Source organism: Streptomyces tauricus (genome assembly GCF_014650955.1).
GTDB classification, from domain to species: domain Bacteria; phylum Actinomycetota; class Actinomycetes; order Streptomycetales; family Streptomycetaceae; genus Streptomyces; species Streptomyces tauricus.
This window is the reverse complement of record NZ_BMVY01000011.1, coordinates 128,360-144,338: the sequence shown is the minus strand read 5'-3', so window position 1 is coordinate 144,338 and position 15,979 is coordinate 128,360. Positions and strand designations below refer to the sequence as shown.

Annotated in this window: 17 protein-coding genes; 8 read left to right on the top strand and 9 right to left on the bottom strand. The window is 72.6% G+C overall.

What is annotated here, in order from left to right; translation table 11 throughout:
* Positions 1-34 precede the first annotated feature (34 nt).
* Entirely contained in the window at positions 35-574 is a 540-nt protein-coding gene (locus IE278_RS19305; protein WP_189773927.1) for a GNAT family N-acetyltransferase, read from the bottom strand.
* 81 nt (positions 575-655) lie between these two features.
* Between IE278_RS19305 and IE278_RS19300 the strand changes: the two genes are divergently transcribed.
* Positions 656-1,042 carry a VOC family protein gene (locus tag IE278_RS19300; RefSeq protein WP_189773925.1) on the top strand — a complete coding sequence of 129 codons (387 nt, stop codon included), beginning with the start codon at positions 656-658 and terminating at the stop codon, positions 1,040-1,042.
* 48 nt (positions 1,043-1,090) lie between these two features.
* Here IE278_RS19300 and IE278_RS19295 read toward each other — a convergent pair whose 3' ends face one another.
* The 4 genes from IE278_RS19295 to IE278_RS19280 form a co-directional block, all read right to left on the bottom strand.
* The gene (locus tag IE278_RS19295; protein ID WP_189773923.1) at positions 1,091-1,480 is read right to left on the bottom strand and encodes a VOC family protein; all 390 of its coding nucleotides are present in this window, start codon (positions 1,478-1,480) and stop codon (positions 1,091-1,093) included.
* Between the two features lie 50 nt (positions 1,481-1,530).
* Positions 1,531-2,496, bottom strand: coding sequence for an LLM class F420-dependent oxidoreductase (locus IE278_RS19290; protein ID WP_189773922.1), 966 nt, complete (start codon positions 2,494-2,496; stop codon positions 1,531-1,533).
* 104 nt (positions 2,497-2,600) lie between these two features.
* Complete coding sequence (locus IE278_RS19285) at positions 2,601-3,110, bottom strand: flavin reductase family protein (RefSeq protein ID WP_189773920.1); 510 nt, start codon at positions 3,108-3,110, stop codon at positions 2,601-2,603.
* A gap of 23 nt (positions 3,111-3,133) precedes the next feature.
* On the bottom strand, positions 3,134-3,517 hold the full coding sequence (locus IE278_RS19280) for a DUF6479 family protein (protein ID WP_189773918.1): 384 nt from the start codon (positions 3,515-3,517) through the stop codon (positions 3,134-3,136).
* Positions 3,518-3,610: 93 nt separating this feature from the next.
* Here IE278_RS19280 and IE278_RS19275 point away from each other — a divergent pair, with 93 nt between their 5' ends.
* On the top strand, positions 3,611-4,666 hold the full coding sequence (locus IE278_RS19275) for a Ppx/GppA family phosphatase (RefSeq protein ID WP_189773916.1): 1,056 nt from the start codon (positions 3,611-3,613) through the stop codon (positions 4,664-4,666).
* Positions 4,667-4,772: 106 nt separating this feature from the next.
* Here the strand turns inward: IE278_RS19275 and IE278_RS19270 are convergent, their stop codons facing one another.
* Complete coding sequence (locus IE278_RS19270; protein WP_189773914.1) at positions 4,773-6,194, bottom strand: glycoside hydrolase family 10 protein; 1,422 nt, start codon at positions 6,192-6,194, stop codon at positions 4,773-4,775.
* 114 nt (positions 6,195-6,308) lie between these two features.
* On the opposite strand from IE278_RS19270, the gene IE278_RS19265 reads away from it, so the two are divergent.
* Entirely contained in the window at positions 6,309-7,364 is a 1,056-nt protein-coding gene (locus tag IE278_RS19265; protein ID WP_189773912.1) for a LacI family DNA-binding transcriptional regulator, read from the top strand.
* Between the two features lie 74 nt (positions 7,365-7,438).
* Here the strand turns inward: IE278_RS19265 and IE278_RS19260 are convergent, their stop codons facing one another.
* The 3 genes from IE278_RS19260 to IE278_RS19250 form a co-directional block, all read right to left on the bottom strand.
* A complete protein-coding gene (locus IE278_RS19260) occupies positions 7,439-8,350 on the bottom strand; it encodes an N-acetyltransferase (RefSeq protein ID WP_189773910.1) in 912 nt (303 codons plus the stop codon).
* 261 nt (positions 8,351-8,611) lie between these two features.
* Positions 8,612-9,202 carry a MarR family winged helix-turn-helix transcriptional regulator gene (locus IE278_RS19255; RefSeq protein ID WP_189773908.1) on the bottom strand — a complete coding sequence of 197 codons (591 nt, stop codon included), beginning with the start codon at positions 9,200-9,202 and terminating at the stop codon, positions 8,612-8,614.
* Positions 9,199-10,992, bottom strand: coding sequence for an FUSC family protein (locus IE278_RS19250; protein WP_189773907.1), 1,794 nt, complete (start codon positions 10,990-10,992; stop codon positions 9,199-9,201). The genes IE278_RS19255 and IE278_RS19250 overlap by 4 nt, the downstream gene beginning before the upstream one ends.
* Before the next feature lie 183 nt (positions 10,993-11,175).
* On the opposite strand from IE278_RS19250, the gene IE278_RS19245 reads away from it, so the two are divergent.
* The 5 genes from IE278_RS19245 to IE278_RS19225 all read left to right on the top strand — a co-directional run bounded on the left by IE278_RS19245 (position 11,176) and on the right by IE278_RS19225 (position 15,934).
* The gene (locus tag IE278_RS19245; RefSeq protein ID WP_246570399.1) at positions 11,176-11,712 is read left to right on the top strand and encodes a DUF5134 domain-containing protein; all 537 of its coding nucleotides are present in this window, start codon (positions 11,176-11,178) and stop codon (positions 11,710-11,712) included.
* A gap of 90 nt (positions 11,713-11,802) precedes the next feature.
* On the top strand, positions 11,803-12,735 hold the full coding sequence (locus IE278_RS19240; RefSeq protein ID WP_189773905.1) for a M56 family metallopeptidase: 933 nt from the start codon (positions 11,803-11,805) through the stop codon (positions 12,733-12,735).
* A 115-nt stretch (positions 12,736-12,850) separates the two neighbouring features.
* Positions 12,851-13,534: a phosphatase PAP2 family protein gene (locus IE278_RS19235; protein WP_189773904.1), complete on the top strand. Its 684-nt coding sequence runs from the start codon at positions 12,851-12,853 to the stop codon at positions 13,532-13,534.
* 65 nt (positions 13,535-13,599) lie between these two features.
* On the top strand, positions 13,600-14,388 hold the full coding sequence (locus IE278_RS19230; protein ID WP_189773903.1) for an SAM-dependent methyltransferase: 789 nt from the start codon (positions 13,600-13,602) through the stop codon (positions 14,386-14,388).
* A 208-nt stretch (positions 14,389-14,596) separates the two neighbouring features.
* Positions 14,597-15,934 (top strand): SGNH/GDSL hydrolase family protein, encoded by a 1,338-nt coding sequence (locus IE278_RS19225; protein WP_189773902.1) that lies wholly within the window; start codon positions 14,597-14,599, stop codon positions 15,932-15,934.
* Positions 15,935-15,979: the final 45 nt, after the last annotated feature.

Here is a 15,979-nt window from a genome sequence, read left to right as displayed (position 1 = left end):
CGATCGGCCGAGGGGACGACCGAGGGCGTAACGATTATGCGAGCGGCTTCGTCAGCAGCTCGAACTGCAGGTCGTCTCGCTGCGGCACACCGAACCGCTCGTCGCCGTACGGGAAGGGAGTCATCTTTCCCGTACGGCGGTAGCCGCGCCGCTCGTACCAGGCGATGAGGTCCTCGCGCACGGAGATCACGGTCATGTGCATCTCCTCGGCGCCCCAGGTCTCACGGGCCAGCCGCTCCGCCTCCGCGATGATCACCTTGCCGAGCCCCGCGCCCTGGAGTGCGGGACTGACCGCGAACATGCCGAAGTAGGCGTGCGTACCCCGGTGTTCGAGCTGGCAGCAGGCGACTACTGTGCCGTCGCGTTCGACGGTCAGCAGCCGGCTGTCCGGCGACTTGATGACGGCGAGGACGCCTTCCGGGTCCGTCCGCTGCCCCTGGAGGATGTCCGCCTCGGTGGTCCAGCCGGCCCGGCTGGAGTCCCCTCGGTAGGCCGACTCGACCAGCGCGACCAAGGCGTCCACGTCGGTGTCCACGGCGTCTCGGAAGGTCAGTCCGTCGGGAGCGGTGGGCATGGAACGGTTCTCCGATCTCGGGCGCGGCTCGGCCATGGACGAGGGTAACGCTCCCGTCCACTCCCCCTACGATCGGGACGCATGGTGCATGTACTGAGCAGCCGGACCTTGCTCCACCCCGCCGATCCCGAGCGCTCCCGTGCCTTCTACGGCGAGAAGCTGGGCCTGCCCGTCTACCGCGAGTTCGGTACGGGCCCCGAGCGGGGCACCGTCTACTTCCTCGGCGGCGGCTTCCTGGAGGTCTCGGGCCGCGCCTCGGAGCGGCCGTCACCCGCCGTCGGGCTGTGGCTCCAGGTGGCCGATGTGCGGGCGGCGTACGAGGAACTCGTGGCCGCCGGTGTCGAGGTGGACCGGCCGCCGGTGAAGGAGCCGTGGGGGCTCGTCGAGATGTGGCTCACGGATCCGGACGGCACGCGGATCGCGGTGGTGGAGGTGCCGTCGGACCATCCGCTGCGGTACCGGCCGTGAGATCCCGCCGTCCCCCGCTCTCAGTAACTCGCTCTCAGCCGCCCGCTCTCAGTCCTTCTGCTCCCGGTCCTCCTGGCAGAGGCAGAACGGGTGGCCCGCCGGATCCGCGTACACCCGGAAGCCGCGGCTGCCGCCCCGGTCGTCCAGGTCGAGCGGGGTGGCGCCGAGGGCCAGTACCTGGGCCTGCGCCGTGTCCATGTCCCGTACGTCGAAGTCCAGGTGCAGCTGCTGGGAGCCGCCGTCGGCGCTCGGCCAGTCCGGCGGGCGGTGGTCAGGGGCCCGCTGGAAGGAGATCCGGTGCCCGCCGGGCGCGTAGAGGTCGTACCAGTCGTCGTCGTACCGCTTGACCTCGCCGCCCAGGACGCTCGCGTAGAACTCCGCCAGGGCGGGCGGGTCCTGGCAGTCGAGTGCCACCAGGCCGTACGTGGCTATGGCCATGTCGTTCCCTTCGTTCAGGAGGCCGTCGAAGCTCAGGGAGCCGTCGCAGCTCAGAGGTCCTTCAGGGCGGGCAGCAGTTCCTTCTCGGCCCACTCCACGAAGGGGAACTGGTGGTCGCCCCCGATCTGGACGAGGGCGATCTCGGTGAAGCCCGCCTCCGCGTAGGGGCGGACGGCCTCGACGAAGGCGTCGACGTCGTCGCCGCAGGGGATGTTCTCGGCGATGTCCTCGGGCCGTACGTGCTGGGTGGCCCCGTCGAAGCTCGCCGGGCCGGGGAGTTCGGAGTTGACCGGCCAGCCGCCGAGCGACCAGCGGAACTGCTCGTGCGCCCGCGCCACGGCGGCGTCCTTGTCCCTGTCGAAGCAGACGGGCAGCTGGCCCACCCTGGGCTTGCCGCTGCCACCGTGCCGGTCGAAGGACTCGATCAGCTCGGCGTTCGGCTCGGTCGCGATCACCAGGTCCGCCAGCCGCCCCGCGAGGGCGCAGGAGCGTTCGCCGGAGACGGCGACACCGATGGGCGTCGGCTCGTCCGGCAGATCGAAGAGCTTGGCGTTCTCCACGTCGAAGTGCGCGCCGTGGTGGTTCACGTTCTTGCCCTCGAACAGCGCGCGGATGATCTCGATGGCCTCTTCCAGCATGTCGAGGCGCACATGTGCGGCGGGCCAGCCGCCACCCACCACGTGCTCGTTGAGGTTCTCCCCGGAGCCGAGCCCGAGCCGGAAGCGGCCCTCGGCGAGCAGCTGCGTGGTGGCGGCCTTCTGCGCGACAACCGCGGGGTGGTAGCGGGTCGTCGGGCAGGTCACGTACGTCATGAGGGGGATCGTGGAGGTGGCCTGCGCGGCGGCCCCGAGAACGCTCCACGCGTACGGCGCGTGTCCCTGCTCGGCCAGCCAGGGGAAGTAGTGGTCGGACGTGACCGAGAAGTCGAAGCCCGCCTTTTCCGCGGCCACCACGTGCTGGACGAGCTCACGGGGTCCGGCCTGTTCGGTCATCATCGTGTATCCGATTTGCACCATGTTCTCGGAGTAGCCGGTCGGGACCACCCGAAACGTTCTTCCCGCGCGTGGCACCCGAGTGCCCGTACGCCGACGAGCCGGCCGGGCGCGGGTCACGGTGCGGGTCAGTCGACCGGGTGGCCGGCGGCGATGTGGCTCACGTCGCTCAGCCGCAGCGGCTCCCCGCCGGTTCGGCCACCTCCGTCACGGCTTCCGGACGCGATCGAGGCGAGCAGGAAGCCCACGTGATCGCCGGCGTCCACGTGCCCCTCGACCTGCCCCACGAACCAGGCGGGCACGCCGTCCAGCACGGGGACACCGGAGGGGCCGGGGGTCCACTCCGCGCGGGCGAACTTGTCGACGCGGCATCCGTCCTCGTCGACGTCGTCGCCGGTCTCGCCGCCGAACAGTTCGGCGAGCGCGTACTGGTCACGGCCGAGCAGATGGACGGCGAGCCGCGGGGCCGAGCGCGCCACGCGGTAGGTGCGGTTGACCTTCGACAGCCACACCATGAAGCGGGCCGGCCGGATCGAGCACTGCGCGGCGAACCCCACCAGACAGCCCGCACACTCCCCGTCGGCCTCGGCCGTCACCACGTACACCGGGTGATCGAGCCGGTCGAGAAACGGCTCCATGGACATCCCCGCCCCCCGAGGGCTCAGTGGCTGCCGAGGCCGCCGCTCCCGAATCCACCGCTGTTGTTCCCGCTCCACCGGCGCCGCTTCTGATTCCTCGCGCGCCGCGTGGACATGTTGCCCGAGGAACGCAGTTCATGCGGGGTGAGGACACTTCCGTCGTGCGGCATCTCGTCGGGCTCGCGCATCTCCGAGACCTCGTACACCGCGCCCGTCTCGGGCAGCTTCGGATGGTCCTCGGCGCGCGGCGGGCCGGGTTCACCCCTGCGCACCCGCATGCCCCACCACACCGCGACGACCAGCATCGCCGTGACCAGAAGTCCCACCATGAGGGGTCCCACGACGAAGGGCTCCGAACCGGCCACGACCTCGTGCGGGATCACTCTGTCCCTGCCGAAGCTCACCATGGGAGGCGAGTACCCCCGCAGAACAACCCAAACAGGACATGATCCGTGTACGGGGCCCGGTGTGCCGGAGGCCGCCCGGGGTACGGGGAGGGGATGCGAATGGGTGTACTTGACGTCGGCTCGAACACGGTGCGGCTGATGATCGCCGAAACGGACGGAGCGGTTCCGCTTCCCGTGCACACCGCGAAGCGTCAGCTGCGCCTCTCCGCCCATGTGGAGCGGGGCGGCCACCTGCCGACAAAACAGGTGGACCGGCTGGTGGAAGCGGTGAAGGAGGCCAAGGAGGAGGGCAGGCGCTGGGGGGTCGCCCAGCCGTTCGCCTTCGCCACCGCGATCGTGCGGGACGCCCCGAACCGCGACAAGGTCCTCGCGCGGATCGCCGCCGAGGCGGGCGTGCCGCTGCATGTGCTGCCCGGCGAGGTGGAGGCCGAGCTGACCTTCCTGGCCGCCCGGCGCTGGATGGGCTGGCGCGCCGGACCACTGGCCCTGCTGGACATCGGCGGCGGTTCCTTCGAGGTGGCCTTCGGCCGGAGCAGGCTGCCCGACTTCGCCATCGCGCTGCCGCTGGGCGCCAACCGGCTGACCCGTGACTTCTTCCGCGGTCAGGACCCGCCGTCCCCGGACCGGACCCGCCTGCTGCGCCGGCACGTACGCCATCAGCTGCGCGATGTCGCGGCCCGTATCCGCTGGGAGGCGCCGCGGACGGCGGTCGTCACCTCGCGTACGTTCCAGCAGCTCGGCAGGTTGTGCGGCGCGGCCCCCGGCCGGTCCGGGCCCTTCACCACGCGGAGCATGACCCGCTCCGACCTGGGCAGGGCCGTGGAGCAGCTGGCGGCGCTGCCCGCCGCGGAACGCGCTCTGCTGCCCGGTATCTCCCTCGCGCGCGCCGGACAGTCCCTGGCCGGCGCGATCGTCGCGCACACCACGATGAAGCTGATGGGCATCGACGAGGTGACCATCTGCCCCTGGGCGCTGCGCGAAGGGGTGCTGCTGCGCTGCATCGAGGACGGCAGCTCCGACTGGTGGGACGCGTACGGCGTGGAGGCCCAGGAGAGCGCGGTGCCGTCCGCGAGGCCGCTGGTGCTCCGCCCCCTGCGCGAGGCCGGGGCGACGCCCGAGCCGGCCCCTTCGGCCTCCTCCTCACCCTGACCCTCGGCGGGGCGCGGGGGTGTCGGTGCCGAGGGGAAACGCTCCCGCTCGGCACCCGTCCCCTACGACTCGGTACGGCCCCAGGCCCCTAGGCCCCTACGACGGCCTACGACATCGTGCAGGCCGTCCCGTTGAGGGTGAAGGCCGTGGGCGCGGTGTTGCCGCCCGCCCAGGAGCCGTTGAAGCCGAAGGTGACCGCCGCGCCCGGGGCGATGGCCGCGTTGTAGCTCGCGTTGGCGGCGGTGACGGCGGCCCCGGACTGGGTGACGTTCGCGTTCCACGCCTGCGTCACGCTCTGCCCGGCGGGCCAGCTCCACGCCAGCCGCCACCCGCTGATGGCGGTGGTACTCGTGTTCCTGACCGTCACCTGCGCGGTGAAGCCGGTGTTCCACTGGCTCTGCACGGCGTACCCGACCGCGCACGCTCCCACCGGGTCGGGCGAACCGTCGTCGACCCAGCCGAGCGCCTCGGCGATGCCGTAATAGGCGGGCTTGGGCTGGAAGTTCTCGTCGTACGGGGTCGCCGCGCCGTAGCCGTCGAAGAAGTCCGGGATCCATGAGTCGGAGTCCGTGAAGCCCCAGACGGTGATGCCCTCGCAGCGCGCCACGGCGACACAGGCGGCGGTGACCGCCTTGTACTCGGCCTTCTGCTGGGCGAGTTGGGCGCTCGTGGGCGGGACGGTCATACGGATGTCGAGTTCGGTGATCGCCACGTCCACGCCGAGGTCGGCGAAGCGCTGGATGTTGGCCTGGAGCGTGGACGGCACCTGGCCGAGGATCAGATGGGCCTGCAGTCCCACCCCGTCGATCGGGACGCCCTGCTCCTTGAGGGACTTGACGAGGTTGTAGAGCGCGGTGCTCTTCGCGTTGACCCCCTCGACGTTGTAGTCGTTGACGTACAGCTTCGCGGCCGGGTCGGCGGCGCGGGCGGCCCGCAGCGCGTCGGCGATGTACGAGTCGCCGATCGCCGTCTGGAAGACCGACTGGCGGCGCGTACCGTCCTCGTTGAACGGCTCGTTGACGACGTCCCAGTGGTCGATGCGGCCCTGGTAGCGGCCTGCCTCGGTGGCGATGTGGTCGGTCATCACGGTCCGCAGGGTGTCGGCGGTCCAGGTGCCGTTGCTGACCCAGTCGGGCAGTTGGCTGTGCCAGACCAGGGTGTGGCCGCGGACCCTCTGGCCGTGTGCTTCGGCGAAGTCGACCACGGCGTCGGCGCCGGACCAGGTGAAGCTGCCGCGGGTCGCCTCGACCGAGCCCCACTTCATCTCGTTGCCCGGGGTGATGGAGTCGAACTGCTCGCCGGTGATCGTGCCGTAGGTGCCGTTGAGCTTGGAGGCCGTGACGGCCGTCCCGTAGTAGATGCCTTGTGCGGCGGCGAGGTCCCGCAGTACGGGCTCGGCGGCGGCCTGTCGGTCCGCGGCGGCCGGCTGCGGTCCGACGGCGGCGTGAGCGGAGGCGGCTCCCCCGATCACGAGCGAGGCCGCGGCCAGGATCGCGGACGCGGCTCTCCGTAAGCTCTGGGGCTTCATGGACGTCCCTCTCATGATGGCTTCACGTCGCTCCCGGAATTTCCGGAAGACCTCTGCAAAGTTTCGAGAGTGCGTCCGGAACGGTAGAGGCGTACGGGGTGACCGTCAACGGAGGTGGGGCAGTTGGCCGCAGAGGACGCCGTGGGCAGCGGGGCACGGGAGGGGCGGGGCAAGGTCACGATCACGGAGATCGCCCGGGAGGCCGGGGTCTCCGTGCCGACCGTGTCGCGGGTGGTCAACGGCCGGTCGGACGTGGCGCCGGACACCCGCGCCCGGGTGGAGGACCTCCTGCATCTGCACGGCTACCGCAGACGGCCGCCCGGCGCGCGGGTGCGGGCCGCGCTGATCGACCTGGTCTTCGACGACCTCGACAGCCCCTGGGCGGTGGAGATCATCCGGGGTGTGGAGGAGGTGGCGCACGCGGCGGGCGTCGGGACGGTCGTCTCCGCGATCCACGGGCGTTCGGGGGACGCGCGCCGGTGGATGACGAACCTGCGGGCGCGCGCCTCGGACGGCGTCATCCTGGTCACGTCCGTCCTGGAACCCGTCCTCCACGACGAGCTGCGGCGGCTCGGGGTCCCGCTCGTGGTGGTCGATCCGGCGGGCTCCCCCGCCCTGGACGCGCCCACGGTGGGTGTCACCAACTGGGCGGGCGGGATGGCCGCCACCGAGCATCTGGTGCGGCTCGGGCACCGCAGGATCGGGTTCGTCGCGGGGCCGCCCCGGCTGCTCTGCTCACGGGCCCGCCTGGACGGCTACCGCGCGGCCCTGGACCGGGCGGGGATCGCCGTCGACGAGTCGCTGATCGTGCCCGGCGACTTCTATCCGGAGTCCGGGTTCACCGGCTGCGCCGCGCTCCTGGACCTCGACCGGCCGCCCACGGCCCTGTTCGCCGCGAGCGACCAGATGGCGATGGGGGCCGTCGAGGCGCTGCGCAGGCGCGGGCTGCGCGTCCCGGAGGACATGAGCGTGGTGGGTTTCGACGACCTTCCGGAAGTCCGCTGGTCGGCTCCGCCGCTCACGACGGTCCGCCAGCCCCTCGCGGAGATGGGCAAGCTCGCGGTCCGCACGGTCCTGAGGCTGACCCGGGGGGAGAAACTGGACTCGCCCCGGGTGGAGCTGGCCACGGAACTGGTCGTACGGTCCAGCACTGCACCGGCACGGACCTGACTGCACGGACCTGACGGCGCGGCCTTCCGGAGCATGACCGCGTCGCCGTACGACTCCCCTCCTCATGGGGTCGTTCAGCCCGTCGGGCGGTGTTCCCAGCCGCGGTCCGTACGGGTCAGCTCGTGGAACCCTGCCGAGGTCAGCCGCCCGATCGCCGCCGCGTCCCCGGCGGACTCGTACGCGAGCAGGATGCGCACGCCGGAGAGCCGCAGCCAGCGGGCGGCTCGCGCGAGGAGCCAGGTCTCCAGGCCCGCCACCGGGCGCGCGAGATGGAGGTTGCCGATGTCGGCGAGGCCACCGCCGCGGGCGTGGCGCTCGGGGCGGTCGAGGGTGGTGTCGATCTCGACGAAGCCGAGTTCGTCGGCGTCGGAGCGGGCGGTGAACCTGGTCCCGCACTCCCCCACGCTCCGGTCGACGCGGACGGCGGCCGGCGGCGTGACCGAGGGCAGGTCCGCCACCTCCGCGATCAGCAGGACCTCCGTGTCGCCCGTGTGCCGGAATCCGGCGCGTTCGCAGGCGGCGCGGATGTGCGGCCAGGGGCGGGGAAGGCCGTACACCGCCGGGGCGGGCAGGGCCCCGTCGGCGTACCGGACGCGGACGTTCCAGCGGGCGAGCCGGGCCAGACAGGCCGCCATGAGCAGGTCTGCGGTCTGGTCGGCGTCCGGCCAGAGGGAGCCGGGCGGCCGGCAGACGAACCACTCGACGCACCCGGCGTTCCGGTACTGCTCCCCGACCCCGGTGTCGGCGCGGTAGCGCAGCAGATGCGCGCCGGCCACCAGGTGACCGCGCTGTTCGGCGACGAGTGTCGTGCGCTCGGCCACCCATGCGTCGGTGATGAACTCGTCGGGCTGCCGTGCCATGGCGCTGAGCACGGTGTTCACCGAGACGGAGAGACCAGGGACGACCGCCGCGACATGGGCGTTCACCAGCTCGGTGAGCTGGTCGCGATCGTCGCGGTGGAAGGGGCGCACCTGTGGCGCGGACATAGGGGACCTCCGGGTCTGGCTGTACGAGGAGGCCGCCATGAGGTGCGGTACGCGGGGGAGACTACGCCGCTCGGAGGACGCCGTCACGGCATTTTCGGCACACAGGGAGAAGCCACGCGGGCGGGTTCTGGCGGGATCCCGGGCAGAAGCCCGCGCAGGTGCCTGGGCAGAAGCCCGCGCAGGTTTCCGGGCGGATGCCCGCGCAGGTGCCTGGGCGGATGCCCGCGCGGGTTTCTGGGCCGATGGCCGCAGGCGCCCGGCTCAGGCGCGTGGGGCGCTGAGCCTGCCCTCCAGCTGGACGAGCAGGTCGCCGAGCAGGACCGCGAGTTCGCGCTGCCCGGTGCCGTCGACCCCGGAGAGGACCGCCTTCTCGTACGAGAGCTGCTCCGGGAGGATGCCGTCGACAAGGGCGCGGCCGGTGTCCGTGAGGCGGACATGGGCGACCCGCCGGTCGCGGGCGTCGCCCCGCCGGTCGACGAGACCGCGCTCGGTGAGCTGCTTGAGCCGTTTGGTGACGGCGGCACCGGAGGAGAAGGTCTCCCGGGCCAGCTCGCCGGGTGTCAGTTCGAGGCCCGTGCGGCGCAGTGCGCCGAGGAGGTCGAACTCGGGGCGGGTGAGTCCGGCGTGCCGCAGCGGCGCGTCCTCGGCCTGCTGGAGCAGCGCGGCACAGCGGTTGATGCGGCCGATGACCTCCATGGGTCCGGTGTCGAGGTCGGGATGGACCGTCCGCCACTGCCGGACCACCGCGGCGACCGTGTCGCCCGCGACGGGCCGCCCCGCCGTGCCGTCCCCGTGCGACTCGCCACCGGCGACGCCGGCTCCGACCGCCCTGTGACCGTTCGCTGCCGTCATGCCTCTGCGTCCTCCAGAACGTGCGGTCCCTGCCGTCGTACCGTCGCCGCGAGCGTACGGTGTCCGGCCTGCTCGGCCAGCATCACCCGCTCCTGCGGCAGGGCGCGCTGCCACCATTCGCCGGACGCCGCGTCGGTCGTGGCGCGCAGTTCGACGAGCGCGGCGGCCAGGCGCCGACGGGCGGCCTCCAAGGCGCCGGGGCCCGGGCCAGGACCGGAGCCGGAGCCGGAACCGGGACCGGAGCCGGGACCGGAGCCCGGACGCTCGGCGGCGATCAGTCGTGCCGCGTGCTCACGCGCGCGCTCCACGGTGTCGAGGGCGTCCTCGATGCGGTCTCCGGCGCGTCGGTTGGTGACGGCGACCGCGGCCACGAATCCGACGACGGCGCCGACCAGCGTGTCCACGACCCGGTCCGTGATCAGCCCGCCGGGCTCCTGGAAGCCGGTGAACTCGCTGATCAGCAGGGCCATCGGGGTCACGCAGACGCTGCCGAGCCAGTAGTTGCGGGTGATCAGTGCCTCCGCGCCGAAGTTGAAGGCGAGGCAGCACAGGACCAGGGCGGCGGGGCCGAGGTGGGCGAGCGGGGCGACGGCCGCGAAGAGGAGGACGCCGACGAGGTTGCCGACGACGCGCTGGACCCCTCGGCTCCAGGTCAGTGTGAGGTTCGCCTGATAGAGCGAGGCCGCGGTGACCAGGGCCCAGTACGGGCGGCCGACGCCGAGCGCCAGGGACACGTAACCGGCGAGGGCGCAGCCGAGCGCGGTCCGCAGGGCGAGCGGCAGGAGGGGGCCGAGCCCCTCCGTCCACCGCCTCTTGCCTCTCTTTCCGGCAGCCGGTCCGGCCGCCAGCAGTTCGACCTCGACGCCGAGCAGTTCGTCGGCGTCGCGGCCGGGCTCCGGACGGGGTACGGGGTGCGTGCCGCGCAGGTCGTGTGCCCAGGTACGCAGCCGGGCGGGATCCGTGTCGGCGGGGGCCGCGAGAGCGACCTCGGCCCGCACGACGAGCCGTTCGAGGGCGCGGCGGGGCCCGGGGCGCGCGCCGGCGGCGAGCAGCGACTGCCAGGCGGCGTGCACGGCGGCGGCAGCGGCGGCGCGGGCCCGTTCGTGGCCGGGGCCACTCGCCTCACCGCGCTCACCGCGCTCACCGCGCTCACCGCGCTCACCGGCAGGGAACACCGCCGCGTACGCGTCCACATACCCCGCGGCGGCGTTCAGGGCGCGGGCCGTGGCCCGGCGCTCAGGGCCGTGCGGGCGCACGAGGCCCGGTGCCATTCCGACGAGCCAGGCCCAGGCGCCCGCGGCGGCGGCGAGGGCGAGATGTCCGGGGACCTGGCCGAGGGTCTGGGGCGCGAAGAGGGAGGCGGAGCTGATGAAGGTGAAGATCACCGGTCCTGGCGGGCCGATCCGCGTCAGGTCGGTCACCGCCTTGTGCGCGGCGGCGAGCAGCGCGCCCACGGCTACCAGGACCACCGCGGAGGACGTGAGCGACGCCGTGACCAGGGCGATCGCGACCGAGACGAGCATGCCGAGGACGACCCGGGCGAGGGCGCGGCCACGGGCCGCGTACGGCAGGTTGTGCGCGTAGAGCGCGCAGAGCGAGCCGGCCATGGAGTACAGGGCGAGGTCGAGGCGGCCGAGGGCCAGCAGCGTCAGGTTCGGCACCCCGACCGCGACGACCACGCTCAGCGCGGGCTTGAACCAGATGTCGGAAGGGCGGTTGAGGCGCAAGGCGCCCGCGAGGGGCAGTCGGCGGACGGGGGTGGCGCGGTGGCGGAGGCGGGCACTGCTCATACCCATAAGGTTAGCAGGTGTTTTACTCGTAAAATATGCATGACGGCCGGGCCGCTGACCTGTGCCGCACTCCCGCACGCTCCCCGCGTACCCCCTTGCGCTCGTTCGCGCCCGCTTGTGCTCCGTCCGGCCGGGGCATCTCTTCGACCGGACTGTCGACACCGTCGAGCGGGGAGGTACGCGGTGCACGGACCGGGGGCGGGATCGTCCGGCTGGCTGCTCGTCGCGTTGTGCGCGGCGACCGGGGCCTACTGCCTGCTGCGCATGCGCAGCAGGGTCGAGGAGCAGCGCCGCACCGCGGGTGGCGAGGCGCTGATGGGCTTCGGCATGGCCGCGATGGCGGTGCCCGCGGCGGTGGCGCCACCGAGCTGGGCCTGGGCCGTCTACGCGGCCGTGTTCGGGGCGGCGGGGCTGCGCGCCCTGTGGGCGGCCCGGAGCGGCGCCCATCATCTGCACCACCTGGTGGGCGCCCTCGCCATGGTCTACATGGCCGTGCTGATGGCGGGCGGGTCACATGCCGGGATACCCGTCCTGACCGGGGTGCTGCTCCTGTACTTCACGGCGTATGTGCTGTGGACCGGGACGCGGCTCGTGCCGGTCGCGGCCGCCGCTCCGGCGGGAGATGTCCCCGCGCCCGGCTGGGGCGACCGGCTGGAGCTGGCGCGGGCGTGCCGGCTCTCCATGGGCATCGGGATGCTGGCGATGCTTCTCACCCTCTGAGGGGATTCACGACCGTACGCACCCGTGGTCTGCGTCACTTGCCGCGACCGGCCGTATCCGGCGGCGCCGCCGCGCTCATAGGCTGCGTCCATGATGGTCCCCGCGGCACTGTTGCTGCTCGGCGCCCTGGCCGCCGTCCTCGCTCCGCGGCTGCTCGCGCGGACCGACTGGCAGGACCGCGAACCGGTGGTCGCCCTGTGGGTGTGGCAGTGCGTGGTGGTGGCCGTCCTGCTCTGCTGCGCCCTGTCGATGGCGCTCAGCGCTGCCGCCGCCTGGCAGGCGGTGCGCGGCCGGCTCTTCGCCCCCGCCCCGCACGCCGTGGTGGAGGCATACGCGCTCGCCGGAGGCCCCTGGGCCGCCGCGACGGCGGTGACGCTGGCGCTCGGCGGTGTGTGGAGCGCGGCCATGCTGGCCCGCGAGATCGGCCGGGCCGCGGCCCGGCGCCGTCGCCGGCGCACCGAACTCCTCGTCCGCGCACCGCTGTTGCCCGGTGAGGAGCCGGGCGGTGAGCGGCTGGTCGTCCTGGAGGGGGAGCGTCCCGACGCCTGGTGGCTGCCCGGCGCGGCGCCCCAACTGGTGATCACCACGGCCGCGTTGCGCCGCCTCAAGGGGCAGCAGCTGGACGCCGTGCTCGCCCATGAGCAGGGGCACGCGCGCGCCCGGCACAACTGGCTGCTGCATTCCTCGGCGGCGCTGGCGGGCGGCTTTCCGCAGGTCCCGGTGTTCGCGGCGTTCCGCGACGAGATGCACCGGCTGGTGGAACTCGCCGCCGACGACATGGCGTCACGCCGGTTCGGCCGGCTGACGACCGCCCTCGCCCTGGTGGAACTCAACGAGGACCGCGGTGTGTTCGGCCCCTGCCCGACCCCTCACGCGCATGTCCCGCAGCGGGTCCACCGGCTGCTCACTCCCCCGGACCGCCTCCCGCCCACCCGTCGGCTGAAGCTCACGGCGGCGGGGGCGCTGGTGCCGGTGATCCCGGTCCTGGTGGCCTTCGGGCCGGGGCTGCGGGCACTCGGCTAACCGGGCCCGCGGACGCTCGGGGGACCAGGGCTGCGGGCGCTCAGGTGAACGGAGACAGCACACGCGGGAAACCCCGGGTTCGCCTCGGGGCCCGTCCGTCGGCGAGGATCGACGTATGCACTCTCCCGTCGACTCGCCGCCCCACGCGACCGGCCCCGGGATCGCCGCGCGCGTTGCCATGGCTCTCGCTCCGCCCACCGTGCTGTTGCTCGTCCTGGTCGCGGCCTCCTGGGACCCGCTCATGGCCCTCGACGGCGACATCGCCCGCACCACCCACCGCTGGGCCGTCGACGAGCCGGCCCTGACCCGGACGTTCCGCGTCCTCACCGACTGGGTGTGGGACCCCTGGACGATGCGGGCCCTGATCGCCGTCACCGTGCTCTGGCTGGTGCTGCACCACGGCGCGTGGTGGCTCGCCGTGTGGCTGACGGCCACCTGCCTCCTCGCCGGACTCCTCTCGCAGGGGATCAAGGCGGCCGTCGACCGCGAACGCCCCGTCTGGGCCGACCCGGTGGACTCCGCCCACTTCGCGGCCTTCCCCTCCGGGCACGCCATGACGGCCGCGGTGGCGTGCGGCCTGCTGCTGTGGGTCATGCGCCTGTACGGCGCCGGGCGCGTCCTGTGGCGTGTCGCGCTGGCCGTGGCGGTGGTGTCCGTCGTCGGTGTGGGGTTCACCCGGATCTGGCTGGGCGTGCACTGGTCGTCGGACGTGCTCGGCGGCTGGCTCCTGGGCGCGTTGGCGGTGGCGCTCGCGATGGTCTCGTACGCCCGGCGCTTCCCTCCCGCGCGTAGCACATGATGTACTCCCCTGACGTGATCGAATAGTTGATCCAACCCGTTCCTGGCGCGATGGAGTTGCTTGTCATGTCGACCGGCCCACAGCGGTTCTCGCAGATCGTTACCGACAAGGCACATCCCGCGCGGGTCTATGACTGGCTGCTGGGCGGCAAGGACAACTACCCGGTCGACGAGGCCGTGGGCGAGAAACTGCCGCCCGAGGCGAAGGACGCGGCCCGGCAGAACCGGCAGTTCATGCACCGGGCCGCTGCCTGGCTCGCCACCCAGGGCGTCGACCAGTTCCTGGACATCGGTACGGGCATCCCCACCGAGCCCAACCTCCACCAGATCGTCCAGGACATCGTGCCGACGGCGAAGGTCGTCTACACCGACAACGACCCGATCGTGCTGCGGCACGCCGAGGCGCTGCTCGTCAGCCGTCCCGGCGGAGTCACCGACTACATCGAGGCCGATGTGCGGCAGCCGGAGGCGATCGTCGAACACGCCCGGCGCGTCCTGGACTTCAGCCGTCCCGTCGCGCTGTCGCTGATCGCGCTGATGCACTTCATCCCCGACGAGCAGGACGCCCACGCCATCGTCCGCGACCTGGTCGCCACGCTCCCGCCGGGCAGCTATCTGGTGCTGTCGCACGCCGCCTCCGACCTGTATCCGGAACTGGCCGCCCAGGTCACCGCCGAGTACGCCAAGGGCGGTATCCAGCTCGGTTTCCGCACCCGCGCGGAGGTGGAGCGGTTCTTCGACGGCCTCGATCTCGTACCGCCCGGCCTGGTGACGGCGACCGAGTGGGACGCCTCGGGCAAGCTGGAGGCGGCCGAAGGCAGCGGCATCTACACGGGTGTGGCCCGCGTCTCGTGACCGCGGGCCCTCGGCGGGGGCCGGGCGGCGCTGCAACCCCCTGACGTTATCCGGTAGTTGGCGCCGGTCGTCGACGTGATCCGGTAATTGGCACCGGTCGTCACGTCTGACCCACGAGCCCCAGGGGCAGGTCATACGGGAGTGAGCCGCCGTGGTCCCGGCAGTTCCGCCTGTGCGCCGGGGCCGTACGACCCGAAGGGACTCCCCCATGCCCTCTTTCCGTACGTCCTCGCTGCGCCGTGCCGCGTCGGCCCTGGCCCTGACGCTCGTGGCGTCCGGGTCGGCGGTCTCCGCGACCACGGCCGCCACGGCGGACACCAGCCGGGCCGCCGCCCCCGCGTCCGCCTCTGGCGGCCGGCACTCGGCGGCGCCGGCCGGGCGCGCGTGGTTCACCTCCTGGGCCCAGTCCCAGCAGGAACTCGCCCCGACTCCCCTGCGCGATCAGTCCGTTCGCATGATCACCCGTCTCGGCCAGGGCGGCGGGGCACTGCGGGTACGGATCCAGAACACCTTCGGCACGACCCCGCTCACCGTGGACGCCGCCACCGTCGGCCGCAGCGGAGCGGGCGCGGCGGTCGAGGGTGACGTCCACGCCGTCACCTTCGACGGGCGGCGCGAGGTCGTCGTACCGGCCGGCGGCGAGGTGTGGAGCGACGCGGCGGCGCTGAGGACCCGTGCGCAGGACGACGTCGCCGTCTCCCTGTCGGTCTCCGGCACGGTCACACCGGGACGGCACACCAGCGCCTTCCGCACCAACTACCTGACCGCGCCCGGCTCCGGCGACCACACGGCGGAGGCGAGCGGCGCCGCGTACACGCAGACCGTCGGGTCCACATACCTGGTCAGTGCCGTCGACGTGCACAACCCGAAGCTCAGGGGCACGATCGTCGCGTACGGGAGTTCGGTGGTCGACGGGACCGGCAGCACCGACTGCGGGCCCGGCTGCACGCCCGACGGGACCGATCACCGCTGGACGGACGAGCTCGCCCGCCGGGTCACCGCCGAGCTTCCCCGCACCCGGCAGGTCGCGATCGCCAACGCGGGTATCGCCGGCACGACCAGTTCCGCCGACTGCCCGCGCAACCCCGCCGGGATACGCGGTCTCGACGCGGCGGCCCGGCTGGACCGCGATGTGCTCGCCCTGCACGGGGTGACCGGGGTCATCTACTACTACGGCACGAACGACCTCGCCAACGGCTGCGACGCCGACCTGATCCTGCGCAGCTACGACGAGGTGTTCCAGCGTCTGCGGGCCGCCGGGATCAAGGTCTACGTCACGCCCATCACCTCGCGTCCCGGCTACTCCGACCAGAACAACCTCGACCGCCACGCCGTCGGCACCCACGTCAAGAAGGGGAACACCTGCGACGGAACGTGCGACGGCGTCGTGGACTTCGACCAGGTGCTCAAGGACCCGCTGAAGCCCAACAGCATCAACCCGGCCTACGACACCGGCGACGGCGTGCACGCCAATGTCGCGGGCCAGCGGGCGCTCGCCGACTTCGTCTCCCTGCCGATGCTCCTGTCCTCCACCGCACACCGCTGACGTCGCCACCCCCCGCCCCGTGGGGTGCCGGATCATGAGTGGGGT